The sequence below is a fragment of the Bradyrhizobium sp. sGM-13 genome, assembly GCF_018398875.1.
GTDB lineage: Bacteria > Pseudomonadota > Alphaproteobacteria > Rhizobiales > Xanthobacteraceae > Bradyrhizobium.
In genome coordinates this window covers 1-20,950 of sequence record NZ_JAGWDK010000046.1, presented here as the reverse complement: position 1 = coordinate 20,950, position 20,950 = coordinate 1, and the positions used below count along the sequence as shown (strand labels likewise).

General features: G+C 63.3%; 20 protein-coding genes. 17 read left to right on the top strand and 3 right to left on the bottom strand.

What is annotated here, in order from left to right:
* The first annotated feature begins 26 nt into the window (after nucleotides 1-26).
* The 5 genes from KJQ96_RS34440 (at nucleotide 27) to KJQ96_RS34420 (ending at nucleotide 5,101) form a co-directional block, all read left to right on the top strand.
* Nucleotides 27-845 carry an alpha/beta fold hydrolase gene (locus tag KJQ96_RS34440; protein WP_213290689.1) on the top strand — a complete coding sequence of 273 codons (819 nt, stop codon included), beginning with the start codon at nucleotides 27-29 and terminating at the stop codon, nucleotides 843-845.
* 36 nt (nucleotides 846-881) lie between these two features.
* Nucleotides 882-1,400, top strand: coding sequence for a DUF309 domain-containing protein (locus KJQ96_RS34435; protein WP_213290688.1), 519 nt, complete (start codon nucleotides 882-884; stop codon nucleotides 1,398-1,400).
* Nucleotides 1,401-1,506: 106 nt separating this feature from the next.
* On the top strand, nucleotides 1,507-3,195 hold the full coding sequence (gene boxC, locus KJQ96_RS34430) for a 2,3-epoxybenzoyl-CoA dihydrolase (protein WP_213290687.1): 1,689 nt from the start codon (nucleotides 1,507-1,509) through the stop codon (nucleotides 3,193-3,195).
* 156 nt (nucleotides 3,196-3,351) lie between these two features.
* Nucleotides 3,352-4,788 (top strand): benzoyl-CoA 2,3-epoxidase subunit BoxB, encoded by a 1,437-nt coding sequence (gene boxB, locus KJQ96_RS34425; protein WP_213290695.1) that lies wholly within the window; start codon nucleotides 3,352-3,354, stop codon nucleotides 4,786-4,788.
* 28 nt (nucleotides 4,789-4,816) lie between these two features.
* Nucleotides 4,817-5,101: a hypothetical protein gene (locus tag KJQ96_RS34420; protein WP_213290686.1), complete on the top strand. Its 285-nt coding sequence runs from the start codon at nucleotides 4,817-4,819 to the stop codon at nucleotides 5,099-5,101.
* A gap of 146 nt (nucleotides 5,102-5,247) precedes the next feature.
* On the opposite strand, the gene KJQ96_RS34415 is transcribed toward KJQ96_RS34420, so the two are convergent.
* Nucleotides 5,248-6,048: an SDR family oxidoreductase gene (locus KJQ96_RS34415; RefSeq protein ID WP_213290685.1), complete on the bottom strand. Its 801-nt coding sequence runs from the start codon at nucleotides 6,046-6,048 to the stop codon at nucleotides 5,248-5,250.
* 199 nt (nucleotides 6,049-6,247) lie between these two features.
* A complete protein-coding gene (locus KJQ96_RS34410) occupies nucleotides 6,248-7,306 on the bottom strand; it encodes a polysaccharide deacetylase family protein (RefSeq protein ID WP_213290684.1) in 1,059 nt (352 codons plus the stop codon).
* 167 nt (nucleotides 7,307-7,473) lie between these two features.
* Between KJQ96_RS34410 and KJQ96_RS34405 the strand changes: the two genes are divergently transcribed.
* The 10 genes from KJQ96_RS34405 (at nucleotide 7,474) to phoB (ending at nucleotide 17,321) form a co-directional block, all read left to right on the top strand.
* A complete protein-coding gene (locus KJQ96_RS34405; protein ID WP_213290683.1) occupies nucleotides 7,474-8,868 on the top strand; it encodes an OmpA family protein in 1,395 nt (464 codons plus the stop codon).
* Nucleotides 8,869-8,870: 2 nt separating this feature from the next.
* Nucleotides 8,871-9,167, top strand: a complete 297-nt coding sequence (locus tag KJQ96_RS34400) for a hypothetical protein (protein WP_028351847.1) — start codon at nucleotides 8,871-8,873, stop codon at nucleotides 9,165-9,167.
* Nucleotides 9,168-9,444: 277 nt separating this feature from the next.
* Nucleotides 9,445-10,503 (top strand): lysylphosphatidylglycerol synthase domain-containing protein, encoded by a 1,059-nt coding sequence (locus KJQ96_RS34395; RefSeq protein ID WP_213290682.1) that lies wholly within the window; start codon nucleotides 9,445-9,447, stop codon nucleotides 10,501-10,503.
* 46 nt (nucleotides 10,504-10,549) lie between these two features.
* Nucleotides 10,550-11,851, top strand: coding sequence for an ATP-binding protein (locus KJQ96_RS34390; RefSeq protein WP_213290681.1), 1,302 nt, complete (start codon nucleotides 10,550-10,552; stop codon nucleotides 11,849-11,851).
* A gap of 139 nt (nucleotides 11,852-11,990) precedes the next feature.
* A complete protein-coding gene (gene pstS / locus KJQ96_RS34385; protein ID WP_213290680.1) occupies nucleotides 11,991-13,001 on the top strand; it encodes a phosphate ABC transporter substrate-binding protein PstS in 1,011 nt (336 codons plus the stop codon).
* A 150-nt stretch (nucleotides 13,002-13,151) separates the two neighbouring features.
* Nucleotides 13,152-14,150, top strand: coding sequence for a phosphate ABC transporter permease subunit PstC (gene pstC / locus KJQ96_RS34380; RefSeq protein WP_375293236.1), 999 nt, complete (start codon nucleotides 13,152-13,154; stop codon nucleotides 14,148-14,150).
* Nucleotide 14,151: 1 nt separating this feature from the next.
* Nucleotides 14,152-14,997 carry a phosphate ABC transporter permease PstA gene (gene pstA, locus KJQ96_RS34375; RefSeq protein ID WP_213290678.1) on the top strand — a complete coding sequence of 282 codons (846 nt, stop codon included), beginning with the start codon at nucleotides 14,152-14,154 and terminating at the stop codon, nucleotides 14,995-14,997.
* Nucleotides 14,994-15,815, top strand: coding sequence for a phosphate ABC transporter ATP-binding protein PstB (pstB, locus tag KJQ96_RS34370; protein ID WP_213290677.1), 822 nt, complete (start codon nucleotides 14,994-14,996; stop codon nucleotides 15,813-15,815). Before pstA ends, pstB begins: the two co-directional genes overlap by 4 nt.
* 11 nt (nucleotides 15,816-15,826) lie before the next feature.
* A complete protein-coding gene (gene phoU / locus KJQ96_RS34365) occupies nucleotides 15,827-16,543 on the top strand; it encodes a phosphate signaling complex protein PhoU (protein WP_213290676.1) in 717 nt (238 codons plus the stop codon).
* A gap of 73 nt (nucleotides 16,544-16,616) precedes the next feature.
* Nucleotides 16,617-17,321 (top strand): phosphate regulon transcriptional regulator PhoB, encoded by a 705-nt coding sequence (gene phoB / locus KJQ96_RS34360; RefSeq protein ID WP_028351834.1) that lies wholly within the window; start codon nucleotides 16,617-16,619, stop codon nucleotides 17,319-17,321.
* 414 nt (nucleotides 17,322-17,735) lie between these two features.
* On the opposite strand, the gene KJQ96_RS34355 is transcribed toward phoB, so the two are convergent.
* Nucleotides 17,736-18,245 carry a GcrA family cell cycle regulator gene (locus tag KJQ96_RS34355; RefSeq protein WP_213290675.1) on the bottom strand — a complete coding sequence of 170 codons (510 nt, stop codon included), beginning with the start codon at nucleotides 18,243-18,245 and terminating at the stop codon, nucleotides 17,736-17,738.
* Nucleotides 18,246-18,740: 495 nt separating this feature from the next.
* Here KJQ96_RS34355 and KJQ96_RS34350 point away from each other — a divergent pair, with 495 nt between their 5' ends.
* A complete protein-coding gene (locus KJQ96_RS34350) occupies nucleotides 18,741-19,949 on the top strand; it encodes an aspartate aminotransferase family protein (RefSeq protein ID WP_213290674.1) in 1,209 nt (402 codons plus the stop codon).
* Complete coding sequence (argF, locus tag KJQ96_RS34345) at nucleotides 19,949-20,875, top strand: ornithine carbamoyltransferase (protein WP_213290673.1); 927 nt, start codon at nucleotides 19,949-19,951, stop codon at nucleotides 20,873-20,875. The genes KJQ96_RS34350 and argF overlap by 1 nt, the downstream gene beginning before the upstream one ends.
* Nucleotides 20,876-20,950 lie beyond the last annotated feature (75 nt).

Genomic DNA, 20,950 nt, shown 5'->3' with positions numbered 1-20,950 from the left:
GTGATCAGTCTCAGAGAGCCAATAGCATGACAACCCTTACCCCATCAGGCTTCCTCACGGTCGGCGCCTCCCATCTCGAATACCGCATGATCGGCCCGTCGCCCGAGCACGCGCCTGTTATCGTAATGCTGCATGAGGGGCTCGGCTCGACCGGCCTGTGGGGCGACTTTCCGGACAAGTTGCAGGCCGCGACTGGCGCGGGCGTATTCGTCTATTCGCGCGCGGGCTATGGTGCATCGACGCCGGTAAAACTGCCGCGCCCGCTCGACTACATGCACGTCGAGGCGCTCGACGTGCTGCCAAAACTGCTCGACAAGATCGGCTTTCGCCGCGGCCTGCTGCTCGGCCATTCCGACGGCGCCTCGATCGCGGCGATCTATGCGGGCTCGCATCAGGATCACCGCGTGCAGGGCCTCGCGCTGATCGCCCCGCATTTCATCGTCGAGGATATTTCGGTGGCGTCGATTGCGAATATCCGGACCGCCTATGAGACCACGAACCTGAAGGGCAAGCTTTCACGCTGGCACAGGGACGTCGACAACGCCTTCTATGGCTGGAATGGCGCATGGCTCGATCCAAATTTCCGCAACTGGGATATTTCCGAATACCTCGCTTATATCCGCGTGCCCGTGGCGATCCTGCAGGGTGTGGACGATCAGTATGGGACCATGCGTCAGGTCGAGATCGCTCGGGAAGAGTGCTATTGTCCGGTCGAGGTGACTGTGATTCCGGGCGCGGGACATCAGCCGCATCGCGAAGCGCCGGAGGCGACGCTCGATGCGATTTCGGATTTCGCAAAGGCGATATTGCACACAGGTAGCGGCTCGCAGGGACGGGCCGCTTAACGCACTTGTTCATGCGCTTGCCGAGGCGCTGTTCCGATGACTGCGCCGCCCTCAGGCATCGGTCATCTGCCGTTGCCGCGATGGGCTTATGTGCCCGGCCAGTCCAAGGAAGCCGCCGCCGATTACGAAACGCTGGCACAGATTGCAGCACTGGTGCCGGCGCGCTTCCAGGGCTACGTGCCGGCGCGCCACCCGGCGCTGCGCTACGGCATGGCGCTCAACGACCACGGCTATTTCTGGGAATCGCAGGAGATCCTGGAAGCGGTATGGGCGGCGGCGCCGCAGGGCGGCCGCGAGCGGATTTTGCTGCGCGCCAGCATCCTGATCACGACCGCCAATCTGCGGCTGCGCATGCAAAAGCCGCACGTTGCGGTCCGGCTATTCGGTGAAGCGCTCGGCGAACTCAAGGCGCTCGGTATGCGCAATGTCGGCGGCGCCGGCTTTGCCGACAGCTTTCCGGTTGCCGCCCTGGCGGGCCTCATCAAAGCCAAGCTGGAGCAGCCGCAGCTCGCCAAGGCCGATTCGATCGCCTTTGCGGCCGCTGGCCGAACATGAAACAAAATGCATGTTCCGGCGCTTTTGGCTAGACTCAGTCCAAAACATGCACTATTGTGCATGCAACGAACCAAACAAATCCTGAGAAAACGACAGAGGGTGGCTCATGGCCGGTGAAGATCGCGTCCTTGCGGGGGGAGCGAAATACATCGATTTCCAAACCGATCCGTCGCGCTACCGTCACTGGAAGCTGGCGGTGGAGGGCGAGGTCGCAACCCTCACCATGGACGTCGACGAGAATGCCGGCCTGTTCGAGGGCTATCAGCTCAAGCTGAATTCCTACGATCTCGGCGTCGACATCGAGCTCGCTGACGCCGTGCAGCGGCTGCGCTTCGAACATCCTGAAGTGAAAGTGGTGGTGATGCGTTCCGGCAAGAACCGGGTGTTCTGCGCCGGCGCCAACATCCGCATGCTGGCGGGTGCGACCCACGCCCATAAAGTCAATTTCTGCAAATTCACCAACGAGACCCGCAACGGCCTGGAAGATTCATCGGAAAACTCCGGGCAGCGCTTCATCACCGTCGTCAACGGCACCGCGGCCGGCGGCGGCTATGAGCTGGCGCTCGCGACCGATCACATCATCCTGGCCGATGATGGCGCCGCTGCGGTGGCGCTGCCGGAAGTGCCGTTGCTCGCGGTGTTGCCGGGCACTGGCGGTCTGACCCGCGTGGTCGACAAGCGCAAGGTGCGCCGCGACCATGCCGACTTCTTCTGCACCATCGAGGAAGGAATTAAAGGCAAGCGCGCCGTCGCGTGGCGGCTGGTCGATGAAATCGCGCCGAACAGCAAGCTCGAGGCCAAGATCGCCGAGCGCGCCAAGGAATTCGCCGCCAGCTCGAAGCGCAACGGCAGTGGCAAGGGCATCACGCTTGCGCCGCTCAACCGCACCATCGACGAGGCCGGCATCCGCTACGGCTTTGTCAGCGTCGACATCGACCGCGCGGCGCGCATTGCGACCATTTCGATCAAGGCGCCGGAGGCAGCGCCGCCTGATGATATCGACGGCCTGATCGGGCAGGGCGCGTCGTTCTGGCCGCTCCAGGTGGCGCGCGAGCTCGATGATGCAATTCTTCACTTGCGCATCAACGAACTCGAAATCGCGATGCTGGTGTTCAAGTCGCACGGCGACCCCGCCAATGTGGTCGCTTGCGACGCCTTCCTCGAAGCCAACAAGACGCACTGGCTGGTCAACGAGATCAGGCATTATTGGAAACGGGTGTTGAAGCGCATCGACGTCACCTCGCGCACGCTGGTGACGCTGGTCGAGCCCGGCTCCTGCTTTGCCGGCACGCTCGCCGAACTCGTGTTTGCCGCCGACCGTTCCTACATGCTGATCGGCTCACGTCAGGGCGACAACCGCCCGCCGCCGGCGATCCAGCTGACCGCGCTGAATTTCGGCCCCTACCCGATGAGCCACGGCCTGACCCGCCTGCAATCGCGATTCCAGGCCGATCCGTCCGATCTGGAACGCGCGGAGGCCACCATCGGCACGACGCTCGACGCGGAGGAAGCCGAAGAGCTCGGTCTGGTCACCTTCGCGCTCGACGACATCGATTGGGACGACGAGGTGCGGGTGTTCCTGGAAGAGCGCACCTCCTTCTCGCCCGACGGCCTCACCGGCATGGAAGCGAATCTGCGCTTCGTTGGTCCCGAGACCATGGAATCGAAAATCTTCTCGCGCCTCACGGCGTGGCAGAACTGGATCTTCCAGCGCCCCAACGCGGTCGGCGAAGAAGGCGCGCTGCGCCGCTACGGCACCGGCCAGAAGGCGCAATTCGATATGACGCGGGTTTGAGTCCGTGTCCCGGGCGCACTGCGGCGCGAAGTGCCGCTGTGCAGAACCGGGACCGATTTCGGCCGTCACTGAACAGGTCCCGGCTCTGCGGCGCATCGCTTCGCGTCGCACCGCGTCCGGGACACGAGAGCGACCAAGGAGCAGGCCATGAATTACATGAATGTCGACTATTCGACCAAAATCCCCAACAACGTCAATCTCAGCGAAGACCGCCAGGTGCTGAAGGCGCTGGAGGGCTGGCATCCCGGTTACATGGATTGGTGGGGCGACATGGGGCCGGAAGGTTTTCAGCAGTCGCTGGTTTACTTGCGCACCGCCTATTCGGTCGATCCGCGCGGCTGGGCCAAGTTCGACTACGTCAAGATGCCGGAATATCGCTGGGGCATCCTTCTTGCTCCCCAGGAAGAAAATCGCGTCATTCCCTTCGGCGAGAATTACGGCAAGCCGGCCTGGCAGGAAGTCCCCGGTGAACATCGCGCCACGCTGCGCCGCCTGATCGTGATCCAGGGCGACACCGAGCCCGCCTCCGTCGAGCAGCAGCGCCATCTCGGCAAGACCGCGCCCTCGCTCTACGACCTGCGCAACCTGTTCCAGGTCAATGTCGAGGAAGGCCGCCATCTCTGGGCGATGGTCTATCTGCTGCAGAAATATTTCGGCCGCGACGGCCGCGAGGAGGCCGACGATTTGTTGCGCCGCCGCTCGGGCGATGCGGATTCCCCGCGCATGCTCGGTGCCTTCAACGAGGCGACGCCGGACTGGCTGTCGTTCTTCATGTTCACCTATTTCACCGACCGCGACGGCAAGATGCAGTTGCACAGCCTCGCGCAATCCGGCTTCGACCCGCTGTCGCGCACCTGCCGCTTCATGCTGACCGAAGAGGCCCATCACATGTTCGTCGGCGAGACCGGCATCAGCCGCGTCGTGCAGCGCACCTGCGAGGCGATGAAGGCGGCCGGCATCACCGATCCGACCGATGTCGCCAAGGTCCGCGCGCTCGGCGTGATCGATCTGCCGACCATCCAGAAGAAGCTGAACCTGCACTATTCGCTGTCGCTCGATCTCTTTGGTTCGGAAGTCTCGACCAACGCGGCGAATGCCTTCAACGCCGGCATCAAGGGCCGCTACAAGGAAACCCAGATCGACGACGACCACCAGCTCAAGAACGCCACCTATCCGGTGCTCAAGCTGATCGACGGCGTGATCAAGCGGGTCGACGAGCCGGCGCTGACCGCGCTCAACATGCGGCTGCGGGACGACTACACGCAGGATTGCGTCAAAGGCATGCTGCGCTGGAATAAGGTGATCTCGACCGCGGGCTATCAGTACAAGCTGACCCTGCCGAATGTCGCGTTCCACCGACAGATCGGCGAGTTCAAGGACGTCCATGCCACGCCCGACGGCGTCCTGATCGACGACGACACCTGGAACCAACGCAAGGGCGAATGGTTGCCTTCGTCGCAGGACGGCGACTTCATCGCCTCGCTGATGAAGCCGGTCACTGAAGCCGGCCAATACGCTTCCTGGATCTCGCCGCCGAAAGTCGGCATCGACAACAAGCCCGGCGATTTCGAGTACGTGAAGATCGAAACCTGAACCGCCCCTTAAATCGGGGAGCAGCAACATGGACCCCGATCAGGATCTTGAAGCAATGGACCGCGACCAGTTGGTCGCGGAGGTGAGGCGTCTAAGGGCTGGCATACGCGCGCACCGCGACAGCACCGGTCACGATCTGTGCTGGCACCATCCCAATCTTTGGGGGCTATTGCCCGAGCGAGTTACGCCCGAGGTGGCCGTCCCGCCCTGGCCGAAATTTTTGCGAGGCTGCCTGCGCTACCGCGAAGCGCTGGAGCGCGAGTTGCCTAACGCGCCGAAGGCGGATGTCGAATATACGAAGGACGAGCCGTGATCTCTCCGTCGCCCCGGCCTTGAGCCGGGGCCCATAACCACCGGGCGCTGTTGTTTTGGCATGGCGTCTGCCATCGTGCGCAATTGATGCATCACGCGGTATGGGTCCCGGCGTTCGCCGGGACGACGCCGGTTATAGAAGCCGCACTACCCCGCAATCTCGCTCCCCGCCGTCGCGTACACCACGCCGCCGTCCACTGCGATCGTATTGCCGACAACATAATCCCCTGCGCGCGAGGCAAGATAGATCGCTACACCCGCCATATCCTCGTCGGTGCCGACGCGCCGTGCCGGAACGCGCTTTGCCACTTCATCGGCGTGGTCGCGCGCGGCGCGGTTCATGTCGGACTTGAAGGCGCCCGGCGCAATCGCGGTGACGTTGATATTGTCCTTGATCAGCTTGGTCGCCATGCGCCGCGTCAGATGGATCACCGCAGCCTTGCTTGCCGCATAGGAATAGGTCTCCGTCGGGTTGACGAAGATGCCGTCGATGGAGGCGATGTTGATAACCTTGGCGGGACGATCCGGCGAGGCCGCCGCACGCAGCGGTTTCGCCAGCGCCTTGGTCAGGAAGAACAGCGACTTGACGTTGAGGTTCATCACCTTGTCCCAGCCGCTTTCCGGGAATTCGTCGAATTCCGCGCCCCACGCCGCGCCGGCATTGTTGACGAGGATGTCGAGCTTCGGCTCCAGCTTGATGATTTCGGATGCCAGCCTTTCGCAGCCTTCGACCGTCGAGATGTCGATCGGCAGTGCGATGCATTCGCCGTCATAGGCGGCGGTGAGTTCTTTGGCGGTCGCCTCGCAGGGACCTGCCTTGCGCGCGGTGATGTAAACCTTCGCCGCGCCCTGCGCGAGAAAGCCAGCCGCGATCATCTTGCCAATGCCGCGCGAGCCGCCCGTCACCAGCGCGATGCGGCCCTGTAGCGAGAACAGATCCTTGAACATTGCGTTCCTCCATTTGCTTTGCCGGAGGTTTTGGGCGTGGGAGCAAGGCGAGTCAAGGACACCAGTTTCGTCGTCCCTGCGAACGCAGGGACCCATAACCACAAGCGGTAATTGTTTTGGTAGATGACTCCCACATCGCATCAACTGATGAGCCGCGGGCGTATGGGTCCCCTGCGTTCGCAGGGACGATCGATAGAGCTTACGCCGCGTCGATGCGGCGAAAGCCGTTCCACATCGCGGTGGCGGCGCCGGAGGTCAGGACGGGGATGATCCGTTCGTCCTGGTAGTTGCCGTTCAGCGAGACCCGCTGTAGCGCGGTCATGTGGTCGGCGCTTTCGGCGAAGATCATGCCGGGCCGCGTCGTGACTGCCGTCTTGAATCCCGCCGCTTTCGCCAGGGCGAATTCGCGCTGGCCCGCGGCGATCCGGTCGCCATAGGGATAGGCGAGATGAAGCACCGGCCGCTGCAACTTAGCCTCGATCCGCGTGCGGCTTTCGGTCAGTTCGAGCCAGGCGGTCTCTTCGCTCAGCCGCGCCAGATGGCAATGCGTGACCGTATGCGCGCCGATCGTCACCAAGGAATCGTCCGCGAACGCCTTCAATTCCTCCCAGGACATGCAGAGATCGCGGGCGATGAGAGACTCATCGACGTCATGGCGCGTGCATAGCGCGGAGATTTCGCGCTGCAGGTCGTGTTCGCCCGGCAGTCGGCGCAGCCAGTCGTGCACGCGATCGAAGGCGGCCTGCTTGGCTGCCGGCGTCGAGGTATCGAGGCGGGTTGCTGTGCCGCCGATCGGGACTTCGATCGAGGAAGTCTTGGCGATCGCCTTTTCGAGCGCGACCCACCACAACCTTCCGGTGCCTTCGGCGAAGTCGCTCGTGACGTAAACGGTGAGGGGCGCGTCAAACTCACGCATCACCGGCAAAGCGTAGTCGCGGTTGTCGCGATAGCCGTCGTCGAGTGTGAAGCAGGCGAAGCGCCGCGCGAAATTCCGCTTCTGGAGTCGCTGATGCACCTCGTCCATGGTGACGATGTCGACGTCGAGCGCGCGAAGATGCTCGAGCATCGCGCGCAAGAACTCCGGCTCGACTTCGAGATGATGATTGGGCTGAAACTCGCTGTCGCCGCGCGGACGGACGTGGTGCAGCATGAAAATGATGCCGACGCCTGCGAAGATTGGTCGCAGCAGGTGGTGCGCTCCGGAGAAGTACAGCGCTTCCAGCCCGGCGCGAATGACGGTGTTGCGAAGCAGTTTCATCGAGATGTGGGCTGCCCGGTTAATTACGGGGACGAAACTAGCGACAGACGGCTGAAGAAACTGTTAGCCGGACCAATTTTCGTCTCCTTTCGCACCTGCGACATTTCGGGTTTGACAGCCCCGCAAGGGTTTGTTTTCTCTCCGTTCCGGACCCGGCAGGAACTCGAATGCGCGGACTTTTCAAGTGGAGTAGCAAATGGTGGCCGGGTGTCATTCCGCTGGTCGTCTGTTGGGCTATCGCGGCGTGGACGAGCACCGAACCGCTGGAAATCGACCTGGCGCAGCGTTCGGCCGCAGCCCTCAAGGGCACCATCCTCGATAAACGGCGGATCTCAGTCGAAGGCCGCGACGTGACCCTGGCCGCAGACGCGTTCTCGGAAGACGGCCGGCAGAGTGCGGTGGCTTCGGTGGAAGCGGTGCCGGGCGTGCGTTTGGTTAACGACGAAACCCGGCTCGTTCCCGAAGCCAAGCCGTTCGTCTGGTCGGCTGAACGCGACGTCGTCCGGGTGACGCTATCGGGCAGTTCGCCCTTGCCGGCGAGCAAGGGCCGGCTGATGGAGGCGGCTCGCGCCAGCCTCGGCGGCGTCGAAGTGGTCGACCGGACGAATCTTGCGCGCGGGGCGCCGCCGCGTTTCGACAATGCCGCGCTGTTGCTGCTCGACCAGATCGGCAAGCTGAAGGACGGCAAGATCACGCTGTCGGATACTACGGTCAGCCTGTCCGGCATGGCGCGCGAACTCGGCGGCCGCGAAGCCATTGCCGCCGCGCTGAAAAATCTTCCCGAGGGTTTTTCGGTAGCAGCCAACGAGGTCAAGGCACCGCCCTACATTTTCCAGGCCTACAAGGATCCCGTCGCGGTAACGCTGACGCTGACCGGCAACGTGCCCGACAACAGCGTCCACGCCGCGCTGGTGGCGGCGGCAGGGCGCAAGTTCTTCAGCGAAAAAGTCGTCGACAACCTCAAGACGAGCATCGGCGCGCCCGCAGGCTTCGCCAACGCGGTGGTGCCGGCGCTCGGCGCGCTGTCGCGGCTGTCGACCGGTACGCTCGTCGTCTCCGACCGTGAGGTGAAGTTGTCGGGCGATGCGCTCTATGAAGCCGCCGCCAGTCAGATCCGCGCCGGCCTCGGCAAGGACTTTCCGCAGGGCTGGCAGTTCAAGCCGGAAATCTCGGTCAAGCCGGCCGCGGCGCCGGTGGATGCGACGGTCTGCCAGCAATTGTTTACCGAGCTGCTCGGCAAGGCCCGGATCCGCTTCGAATCCGGCAAGGCCGACATCGTTGCCGATTCCGCCGGTCTGCTCGATCGCCTGATCGAAACCGCGTTGCGCTGTCCGGCCGCCAATATCGAGATCGCGGGACATACCGATACCGACGGCGACGAGGCGGCCAACCAAGCGCTGTCCGAGAGGCGCGCGCAAGCGGTCGCCGACTATCTGGTCGAGGCGGGATTACCCGCCAACCGGTTCAGCGCGGTCGGCTATGGCTCGACGCAGCCGATTGCGGCTAACGAGACCGACCAGGGCAAGGCGCAGAACCGCCGCATCGATTTCGTGGTGAAGTGAGCATGGCCTATCTGACCACATTCTACTGGGGCTGGCTCTTGGCATCGGTGCTGCTCGGCTTCGGCATGGGCTGGATATCCGTGGTCCAGCACGGCGAGGGCATCTCGCGGAAATGGCGGTGGGCGCTCTCGGCTTTGGTCGCGGCGCTGGTCGCAGCCGCGCTCGCGCGCGTGGTGCCCGGCCGTTTCGGCTATTGGCTCGATCTCGGCCTGATTATGTTCGCGCTTTACCTCTGCGGCTGTGCGGTCGGGTCATGGTTGCGCGACTGGGTGGTCTCGCGCAGTGCGCCGCCGGCTTGACTGCATCATGAGCCGGCCAGCTTTTCCGCCGTCACTGTCACGGGTTGTTGACCAGCCCCGGCTATGGTCCAGAATCGCCATCGGGCGGCGGGAATGCAGCGAAACTGTGCTACCGCCGTCATCAACTACGGCTAATATGTTGAAGAAGCGCGTTTTATTGTCGTCAGGCGAATTCCACTCCGGCCCAAAACGCGCTACCAGAGGGGCAAGGGAGCCGCGTAGCGGCGGCGGGGCTCGCGCCACTGCCGTCGTCGCAGAAGCGCAATTCGAGGTGTAGATGCTGGAAGCAATACGCAGGGCAACTTCGTTTCTGCGCCAGAAACAGGTCCTGCATAAGCTCGGAGTCCTCATCAGCATCACGGTCATCGCCGTTGCGTGCTACGTGCTCTATCACATGCTCCGCGGCATCGACGCCAACGAGGTGATCGACGCCATCAAGGGCACCGAACCGCGCCGCATCGCGCTGGCGGCCCTGTTCGTGGCGGCAGGCTATTTCACCCTGACCTTCTATGACTGGTTCGCCGTCCACGCCATCGGCCAGCACCACATACCCTACCGCATCAACGCGCTGGCTGCCTTCACCTCCTATTCGATCGGGCACAATGTCGGCGCCAGCGTCTTCACCGGCGGCGCGGTGCGCTACCGGATTTATTCGGCCTGGGGGTTGAACGCGATCGACGTCGCCAAGATCTGCTTCCTCGCCGGGCTCACCTTCTGGCTCGGCAATGCCGCGGTATTGGGACTGGGCATCGCCTACCACCCGGAAGCCGCCGCCTCGATCGATCAACTGCCGGCCTGGCTCAACCGCGTTGCAGCGTTCGGAATCATCATCGCACTGGTCGGCTATGTCGCCTGGGTCTGGGCCCAGCCGCGCAGCGTCGGCCGCGGACCGTGGACGGTCACCCTGCCGGGCGGCCCGCTTACGCTGCTGCAGATCGCCATCGGCATCGTCGATCTCGGGTTCTGTGCGCTGGCGATGTACATGCTGGTGCCGGACGAGCCTGATATCGGCTTTATCGTCGTCGCGGTCATCTTCGTCTCGGCCACGCTGTTGGGATTCGCCAGCCATTCGCCGGGTGGGCTCGGGGTGTTCGATGCCGCCATGCTGGTCGGCCTCTGGCAGATGGACCGGGAGGACCTGCTCGCCGGCATGCTGCTGTTCCGCGTCCTCTACTATATTGGCCCTTTTGTCATATCTGTAATCTTGCTGACGCTTCGGGAGATTATCATCGGCGCGCGATCGAAGCGCCTGCGCCATTTGGCGCCTGCCGCCGACCCCGAGCCGAGGCATGAAGCCCCCGTCTATGTGCGCGAGCGTGGAGACACCGGCGCCTGATGATGTGGCGGGCGCCTCGCGAATAGCGGAAGGAAAGCCTACGTCCATGGCGATAGACGATTCGAACTCCTCCTCCTTCTTTGCACCGTGGCCGGACCGGTTGCGGCATTCGGCCATCATTCTGTTGGCCGCCGGCCTGGCGCTATGCGCGCTGGTGCTGCTGGCTGATCTCTCGCTGGCGCGTGCGGTAGCGGTCTTCATCTGCATCGCCGCCGCAGCACTGGTGCCGTGGCGGCTGCATGATACCGCCGGTTCCCGCGAGGATGTCCGCGCCGTCAGTCCGGTTGAATCTGCTGCCGTCAGCGCGGTCGTTGCCGGCATGCCGGACCCGGCCGTGCTGCTCGACCGCGCCGGCCGCGTCATTCATCTCAATGCGGCGGCCGCCCAGCTCGCGCCAGCGTTGCGCAAGAACGAACTCGCCCAGTTCGCGCTGCGCTCCCCGGAGATCATCACCGCGTTGCGCGAGGCGATCGCGACCAGCGAGCCGCGCCGCGCCAACTATCTCGATCAGGTGCCGGTCGACCGCTGGATGGAACTGGTCATCACGCCGGTGCCGGTGCCGACGCTGTTCGGCGGCACCGAAAGATGCATGCTGATGACCTTCCATGACCTGACGCCGCTACGACGCGTCGAGGAAATGCGCGCCGACTTCGTCGCCAATGCCAGCCATGAGCTGCGCACGCCGCTCGCTGCGTTGTCCGGCTTCATCGATACGCTGCAGGGCCCGGCCAAGGACGACGCCAAGGCGCGCGAGCGCTTTCTCTCCATCATGCATACGCAGGCAACACGGATGGCGCGGCTGATCGACGACCTGCTGTCGTTGTCGCGGGTCGAGCTGTCGGCGCATGTCCGCCCCGAAGCTTGTGTCGATATCGTTCCGATCATTCGTCAGGTCGCCGACGGGCTGGAGCCGCTGGCCAGGGAACGCCAGGTCGCGATCGAGATCGATCTGCCGGAGACGCCGGTCGCTATTGCGGGTGATCGCGAGGAACTGCTGCGGCTGTTCGAGAACCTGATCGAGAACGCGCTCAAATATGGCGCGTCCGGCGGGAGGGTGATCGTCTCATTGAGCCAGGTCGCCTCGGGAGAGGGCGCGCCGGAAGTGCGCGTCACGGTCCGCGATTTCGGCCCCGGCATTGCGCCCGAGCATCTGCCGCGGCTGACCGAACGCTTCTACCGGGTCGATGTCGGCGACAGCCGCGCGCAAGGTGGAACCGGCCTCGGGTTATCCTTGGTGAAACATATTCTTAACCGCCATCGCGGCCGGCTGTTGATCGAAAGCGTGCCGAAAAACGGCGCCACCTTTACCGCCTGTTTTCCCCCGGTGAAACCCCCGGTGGCGGCATAAACCCTAGCGATTTCAGTTGCTTGTATGTGTCATCCAACTGTCATCTAACCTTCGTAAAAGCTCTATCGACCGCGCCTACACGGGCGGCATGAGCGCGATCGGGCGCAACAGCGCTTCGCTCAGGAGATGGAGATCAACCATGAATTTCGTCAGGACAATCGTCGCCGCCGGCCTCGTCGCCGCGTCGACCTCGGCCTTTGCGGCCGACATTACCGGCGCGGGCGCCACCTTCCCGTTCCCGATCTATTCGAAGTGGGCCGACGCCTACAAGAAGGAGACCGGTAACGGTCTGAACTACCAGTCGATCGGCTCCGGCGCCGGCATCAAGCAGATCCAGGCCAAGACCGTGACGTTCGGCGCCACTGACGCGCCGCTGAAGGCCGAGCAGCTTGAAAAGGACGGCCTGGTGCAGTGGCCGATGGTGATGGGCGCCATCGTTCCGGTCGTGAACCTCGAAGGCATCAAGCCAGGCGAGCTGGTGCTGTCGGGCGAAGTGCTCGGCGACATCTATCTCGGCAAGATCAAGAAGTGGGACGACGCCGCGATCGCCAAGCTCAATCCGAAGCTGAAGCTGCCGGCGGACGCCATCACCGTGGTTCGCCGCTCCGACGGTTCGGGCACCACGTTCAACTTCACCGACTATCTCTCGAAGTCGAACGCCGAATGGAAATCCAAGGTCGGTATGGGCACCGCGGTCGAATGGCCGGTCGGCGTCGGCGCCAAGGGCAATGAAGGCGTCGCCGGCAATATCGGCCAGACCAAGAACGCGATCGGCTACGTCGAGTATGCCTACGCCAAGCAGAACAAGCTGACCCACACCGCGATGATCAACAAGGCCGGCAAGACCGTGCAGCCGACCATGGAAACCTTCCAGGCGGCCGCGTCGAACGCCGACTGGGCCAAGGCGCCTGGCTACTACGTGATCCTCACCGATCAGCCCGGCGACGCCTCCTGGCCGATCACCGCGGCGACTTTCATCCTGATGCACAAGGCTGCCACCGACAAGGCCGCCGCGCAGGAAGCCATCAAGTTCTTCAAATACGCCTTCGAGAAGGGCGACAAGATGGCTGAAGAGCTCGACTACATCCCGATGCCGGACTCGGTCGTCAAGCTGATCGAAAAGACCTGGTCGGCTGAGATCAAGAGCTGATAGCGCCAGCGCTTCGCAACACGACTGCTCAACCCGGGATGCCCGGGTTGAGCACCCCTCTCGGGACAAGAGAGGCAACAACAATGCACGAGCCGAAAAAGCCGTGCACCGAAGTCCGGGTCATTGGGCTATAAGTACAGGGGACTGGGCGTGGCAGAAATGGCGGTTGAAAGCGACGTAATGGAGGCTGCCGGACCTTACGATCGCGCAAAGGCTCTCAGCGCGTTCAAGCTCGGCGACGTCACCTTCTACTGGATCACGCGCGCCTGCGCGATCTCGGTTCTGCTTATCCTCGGCGGCATCATTGTTTCGCTGATCATCGGCGCCTGGCCCGCGATCCGGGAATATGGCGCGGCCTTCCTGTGGACGCAGCGCTGGGCGCCGTCGGCCGATCCGCCGGTGCTGGGTGCGCTCGGCCCGGTCTACGGCACGCTGATCACCTCCGTGATCGCGATGGCGATCGCCATTCCGGTCGGGCTCGGCATCGCGGTGTTCCTCACCGAGATCTGCCCGATCTGGCTGCGCCGCCCCATTGGCCTTGCGATCGAACTGCTCGCCGGCATTCCCTCGATCATCTACGGCATGTGGGGTTTCTTCGTGCTCGGCCCGTTCCTGGCCAATAACTTCCAGCCGTTCATGATCAGCCTGTTCGACGGCGTCCCCGTGCTGGGCACGATCTTCGCCGGCCCGCCGTCCTATCTCAGCCTGTTCAACGCCTCGCTGATTTTGGCGATCATGGTGCTGCCCTTCATCACCGCGATCTCGATCGACGTGTTCAAGACGGTGCCGCCGGTTTTGAAGGAAGCCGCCTACGGCGTCGGCTGCACCACCTGGGAAGTCGTCCGCAACGTCGTCATCCCCTATACCCGCGTCGGCGTGATCGGCGGCATCATGCTGGCGCTCGGCCGCGCGCTCGGCGAGACCATGGCGGTCACCTTCATCATCGGCAATTCGTTCAAGATTCAGTCCTCGATCTTCGCGCCGGGTACCACGATCTCAGCCGCAATCGCCTCCGAATTTGCCGAGAGCGATGGGCTGCACCAGTCGGGCCTGATCCTGCTCGGCCTGCTCCTGTTCATTCTGACGTTTTTCGTTCTTGCTGCCGCGCGTCTGATGCTGATGCGTCTGGAAACGAAGGCGGGGAAGTGACATGAACCCGATTTACGTTTCCCGCCGTCGCAAGAACATCATCGTCAAGTTCCTGTGCCTGGGCGCCGCGGCGTTCGGCGTGACCTGGCTGGCGCTGATCCTGTTCACGCTATTCTACAACGGCCTTACCGGGCTTAATCTCGCGGTCTTCGCGCAAGACACGCCGCCACCGGGATCGACCGACGGCGGCCTGCGTAACGCCATTGTCGGCTCGATCATCATGACCGTGATCGGCGTCGGCATCGGCGCGCCGCTCGGCCTGTTCGCCGGCACCTATCTCGCCGAATACGGCAAGCATGACAAGCTCACCTCGGTGATCCGCTTCATCAACGACATCCTCTTGAGCGCACCGTCGATCATCATCGGCCTGTTCATCTACGGTGCCATCGTGGTGCCGATGGGCGGCTTCTCGGCCTTTGCCGGCTGCCTGGCGCTCGCCGTGATCGTGATCCCCGTGGTGGTGCGCACCACCGAGGACATGCTGGGGCTGGTGCCCAATCCCTTGCGCGAGGCGGCATCCGCGCTCGGCATGCCGCGTTCGCTGGTGATCCGGCGGATCGCCTATCGCGCCGCGCGCGCCGGCCTGATCACCGGCGTCCTGCTCGCGACCGCCCGCGTGGCCGGCGAAACCGCACCGCTGTTGTTCACCGCGCTATCGAACCAGTTCTTCAGCCTGGACCTGACCAAGACGATGGCGAACCTGCCGGTCACCATCAACAACTTCGTTCAGAGCCCCTATGCCTACTGGAAGCAACTGGCTTGGGCCGGCGCCCTGCTGATCACCCTCACCGTATTGGCCTTGAATATTGGCGCGCGTATTCTCGGCGCCGAGAGGACATCCAAATGACTGATCTCTCCGTATCCGTGAGTTCCGCAGCCGGCCCGGTCCCGCAGGTGGCGTTGCCCGAAGCCGCGCCGAAGGTGACCGCGCGCGGCCTGAACTTCTACTATGGCGAGCACCATGCGCTGAAGAACATCAACCTGACGCTCGGCACCCATCGCGTCACCGCCTTCATCGGTCCGTCCGGCTGCGGCAAATCCACGTTGCTGCGGATATTCAACCGGATGTACGATCTCTATCCGGGTCAGCGCGCCACCGGTCAGCTCTTGCTCGACCAAACCAACATCCTGGACCCCAAGCTCGATCTCAATCTGCTGCGGGCCCGTGTCGGGATGGTGTTCCAGAAGCCGACGCCGTTCCCGATGACGATCTACGAGAACATCGCCTTCGGCATCCGTCTCTATGAGAAGATCTCCAAGTCGGAGATGGACGGCCGGGTCGAGAAGGCGCTGCGCGGCGGCGCGCTCTGGAACGAGGTCAAGGATAAGTTGAACGCCAGTGGCCTCTCGCTGTCTGGCGGTCAGCAGCAGCGGCTTTGCATCGCGCGCACCGTTGCGGTCAGGCCCGAGGTGATCCTGTTCGACGAGCCCTGCTCGGCGCTGGATCCGATCTCGACCGCCAAGATCGAGGAACTGATCCAGGAACTGGCGGAGGATTACACCATCGCCATCGTCACCCATAACATGCAGCAGGCGGCGCGCGTCTCCGACAAGACCGCCTTCATGTATCTCGGCGAGCTGGTCGAATTCGACGACACCAACAAGATTTTCACGTCGCCCAGTGATCGACGTACCCAGGACTACATCACCGGCCGGTTTGGTTGAGGAGATAGAATATGGCTTCCGAGCACACCGCCAAGGCGTTTGACAGCGACCTCCAGGAATTGACCCGCCTGGTCGCCGAGATGGGCGGCCTGGTCGAACGCATGATCACCGAATCCGTCGACGCGCTGGTCCGCCGCGATATCCCGCTCGGCAAGCGCGTCGTCGCCACCGACGTCGAGGTCGACCGCCTGCAGCATCTGATCGAGGAGCGGGCGGTGCTGACCATCGCCCGCCGCCAGCCGATGGCGATCGATCTGCGCGAGATCGTCGGCGCGATGCGGGTTGCCACCGATCTGGAGCGGATCGGCGACCTTGCCAAGAACATGGGCAAGCGCGTCGCGGCACTGGAGAACGATTTCCAGCCGCTGAAACTGATGCGCGGTCTCGAGCACATGACCGATCTGGTACAGTCGCAGGTCAAGTCGGTGCTGGACGCCTATGCCGCGCACGATCTGCCGGCGGCGATGACGGTGTGGAAGGGCGACGAAGAAGTCGACGCCATCTGCACCTCGCTGTTCCGTGAACTCCTCACCTACATGATGGAGGATCCGCGCAACATCTCGTTCTGCATCCACCTGATGTTCTGCGCCAAGAATATCGAGCGGATCGGCGACCACGCCACCAACATTGCCGAAACCGTGTTCTACATGATCGAGGGTCAGCAGATGCTCGACAAGCGCCCGAAGGGCGACATGACGACGTTTGCCACGACCGTACCCAATACTTGACAAAGCGCTTTCGAGCGAAGTGGAAACCGGTTCGCGTGAAGAGAATACGTCAAACAAAAGAGGCAAGAGCAGGATGAGCGCGCGCATTATGGTGGTCGAGGATGAGGAAGCGCTCACCACGCTGTTGCGCTACAACCTCGACGCAGAAGGCTATGAGGTCGAAACCGTTGGCCGCGGCGACGATGCGGATACGCGGCTGAAGGAGCGCGTGCCCGACCTCGTCGTGCTCGACTGGATGCTGCCGGGGCTCTCCGGCATCGAGCTGTGCCGCCGTTTAAGGGCGCGCCCCGAGACCAAGCAATTGCCGATCATCATGCTGACCGCGCGCGGCGAGGAGAGCGAGCGGGTGCGGGGGCTTGCGACCGGCGCCGACGATTACATCGTCAAGCCGTTCTCGGTGCCGGAACTGCTGGCACGCGTAAAGGGCCTTTTGCGCCGGGCGAGCCCCGAGCGGCTCGCCACCGTGCTGACCTATGGCGATATCGAACTCGATCGCGAAAAACGCCGCGTCGCGCGCTCGGGCCGCCAGATCGATCTCGGCCCGACCGAGTATCGCCTGCTGGAATTTTTCCTGGAGCATCCCGGCCGCGTCTTCAGCCGCGAGCAGTTGCTCGACAGCGTCTGGGGCCGCGACATCTATATCGACGAGCGCACCGTCGACGTCCACATCGGCCGCCTGCGCAAACTGCTCAACCCCGGCCGCGAACAGGATCCGATCCGCACCGTCCGCGGCGCTGGGTATGCGCTGGATGATAGGTTTGCGAAGGTGGAGCCGTAACGCTCCGTTGCCGTCCTCGCGAACTCCACCGTCGTCCCCGCGAACGCGGGGACCAATAACCACAAATCTCGATTGTTGAAACGCGCTGGAGCTCCAGCTCAGCATAACCACAGACACCAGTGGTTATGGGTCCCTGCGTTCGCAGGGCGACAACGTTGAGATATCTCCCGCGCTCTTATTCCGCACCGTCCGCGGCGCAGGTTACGCGCTGGATGACCGGTTTGCGAAGGTGGAGCCGTAACGCTCCGTTGCCGTCCTCGCTAACTCCACCGTCGTCCCCGCGAACGCGGGGACCCATAACCACAAATCTCGATTGTTGAAACGCGCTGGAGCTCCAGCTCAGCATACCACAGACACTTGTGGTTATGGGTCCCTGCTTTCCGCAGGGACGACAACGTTGAGATAACCGCGCCTTTATCTCGTCTGCTTCGGCTGCTGCCTCCGCCGATCGGCGGCGGGCTGGTAGGCGATGCGCGAGTGGTGGGCGCAATAGGGCAGGCCCGCGAGCGCCTTGCCGCCGCAGAAGAAGAATTCCGGACTTGAGGGATCGCCGACCGGCCAGTGGCAGGTGGCCTCGTTCAGTTCGAGCAGCGACAGCCGCTGGCTCATCGGCACGACGTTGTCGGAGGCGATCGGATCCGGCTCCATCTCGACTTCGAAGGCGTGTGCCAGCGCGGTGTTGCCGCGCGAGACCGGGCGCGACACCCGCATCATCGGCTGGGCGGGGCGTGCCTTGCGCTGCCGCGGGGCGGCCGAGGAGGGGCTCTTGGCACGGCCGGAAAGGCCCAGCCGGTGCACTTTGCCGATCACGGCGTTTCGCGTCACATTTCCAAGTTCCGCGGCGATCTGGCTCGCCGACAGTCCGGCTTCCCAGAGCTTCTTAAGCTGTTCGACGCGATCGTCGGACCAGGTCAAAACCGTCATCGTACTCTTCCCTTCGCATCGCGCCGGCCAATCGGGGGGCAGCGCTGGCGAGTCATTCGTCTCAAAAATCCCTGCGGTCAGAATCCCTTAGCCCTCGCCGGACGCGCTAACCGCGCCGAACGTTTACGCCTGCACAAAAGGACTCTAAGGGATCAAAACTGCCGCACGAGATGTCGTACCCGACAGCCCAAAGGCTACAATATGGCGTGACTCGGGCGCAAGAGTCCGGGCCTGAACGTCCACATGTTCTGACATCTAGGCATTTCACTGCGTGTTTTCCACCACACCGCAATCTTACGGATTTCAGCATCTTGCACTGCAGGAAAGCGGCTCCGTGGCGTGTTGACAGCGCCCCACGCCCACATAGAATGCCTCTCACGTGCCGCCCTTAAGAGGCGGCACGTTTCGTTTTCGCAAGACCGGCTGTTGCCGCGTTCGCGCCAATGCACGCCCGCGGCAGGTCTCAAAGGCTGGTCTCAAACCTCAGTGATTGCCATGACCAATAGCGCCACGTCGCATCTGCTCCCCGTCTTCGCCAGGGTCGATCTCGGCTTCGAACGCGGCGAGGGCTGCTGGCTGACCGCCACCAATGGCGAGCGCTATTTGGACTTCACCTCGGGCGTCGCGGTGAATGCGCTCGGTCACTGCCATCCGCACCTGATCGCGGCGCTGCAGGAGCAGTCGACGAAGCTCTGGCATATGTCGAACCTGTTCAAGTCGCCGGATGGCGAGAAGCTCGCCGCACGGCTCTGCGAGCAGAGCTTTGCCGACCTCGTGTTCTTCTGCAATTCCGGCGCGGAGGCGATGGAAGGCGTGATCAAGGTCGTGCGCCGCTATCAATTCTCCAAGGGCCATCCCGAGCGCTATCGTCTCGTTACCTTCGAGGGCGCATTCCATGGCCGCACCCTGGGCACGCTCGCAGCAACCGGCTCCGCCAAATATCTCGAAGGCTTTGGGCCGCCGATGGACGGTTTCGACCAGGTGCCGCATGGCGATCTCGAAGCGGTCAAGAAAGCGATCGGCCCGCAGACCGCGGGCATCCTGATCGAGCCGGTGCAGGGCGAGGGCGGCGTACGCTCCGCGCCGCAGTCTTTCTTCAAGGCGCTGCGCCAGCTCTGCGACGAGAACGGCCTGTTGCTCGCGTTCGACGAGGTGCAGACCGGCATGGGCCGCACCGGCGATCTGTTTGCCTATAAGCGCGTCGGCGTGACACCGGATGTGATGTCGCTGGCCAAAGCGTTGGGCGGCGGTTTCCCGATCGGCGCGGTGCTGGCGACGGCGGAAGCAGCAAGCGGCATGACGCCGGGCTCACACGGCTCGACCTTCGGCGGCAATCCGCTGGCGATCGCAGCCGCCAATGCCGTGCTCGACGTGATGCTGAAGCCCGGCTTCTTCGATCACGTGCAGAAGATGTCACTGCTGTTGAAACAGAAACTGGCCTCCGTCGTCGACCGCTATCCCGCCGTGCTGTCGGAAGTGCGCGGTGAGGGGCTTCTGGTCGGCGTCAAGGCCGTGGTGCCGTCGGGCGATCTCGTCAACGCGTTGCGCGACGAGAAATTGCTCACCGTCGGCGCCGGCGACAATGTGGTGCGGTTCCTGGCGCCGCTGATCGTCTCTGAGGCCGAGATCGAGGAATCCGTGCAAAGGTTGGAGCGCGCCTGTGTCGCGCTCTCCGCTGGCCAGTTGAAGAAGGCGGCGGGATGATGAGCAAGTCCGTCCGTCACTTCCTCGACATCAACGAACTGCCGTTGGATGAATTGCGCAACATGCTGGCGTTAAGCGCCACCATGAAGGCGAAGCTGAAAGCACATGAGAAGGGCAAGAAGCCGCTCGAAGGCAAGACGCTGGCGATGATCTTCGAACGTCCCTCGACCCGCACCCGGGTGTCCTTCGACGTCGGCATGCGCCAGCTCGGCGGCGAATCCATCATGCTGACCGGTGCCGAGATGCAGCTCGGTCGCGGCGAGACCATCGCCGACACCGCGCGCGTGTTGTCGCGCTATGTCGATGCGATCATGATCCGCATCCTCAACCACGACGCGCTCTTGGAATTGGCCGCGCACGCCACTGTGCCCGTGATCAACGGCCTGACGCGGCGCTCGCATCCCTGCCAGGTGATGGCCGACCTGATGACCTTCGAGGAGCATCGCGGGCCGATCGAGGGCAGGACCGTGGCCTGGACCGGCGACGACAACAACGTGCTGGCCTCTTGGGCGCATGCAGCCGAGCGTTTCAAGTTCAAGCTCAATGTCGCAACCCCGCCGCAGCTTGCGCCGAACAAGGCGATGAAGGACTGGATCAAGGCGACGCAGGCGCCGATCGTGCTCGGCACCGATCCCGAAGCCGCCGTGCGCGGCGCCGATTGCGTCGTCACCGACACCTGGGTCTCGATGGGCGACAAGGACGGCGAACATCGCCACAATGTGCTGAAGCCCTATCAGGTCAATGCGAAGCTGATGTCGCTGGCCAAGCCGGACGCCATCTTCATGCACTGCCTGCCCGCTCATCGCGGCGAGGAAGTCACTGACGAGGTGATCGACGGCGCGCAGTCGGTCGTGTTCGACGAAGCGGAAAATCGACTGCATGCGCAGAAAGGCATTCTGGCCTGGTGTTTTGACGCGGTGGGGTAACTCTCCGTCGTCCCTGCGAGCGCACTAGGGCATGCACACATTTCTGAGGGTCCATCCGATTGCGACGGCATGGAA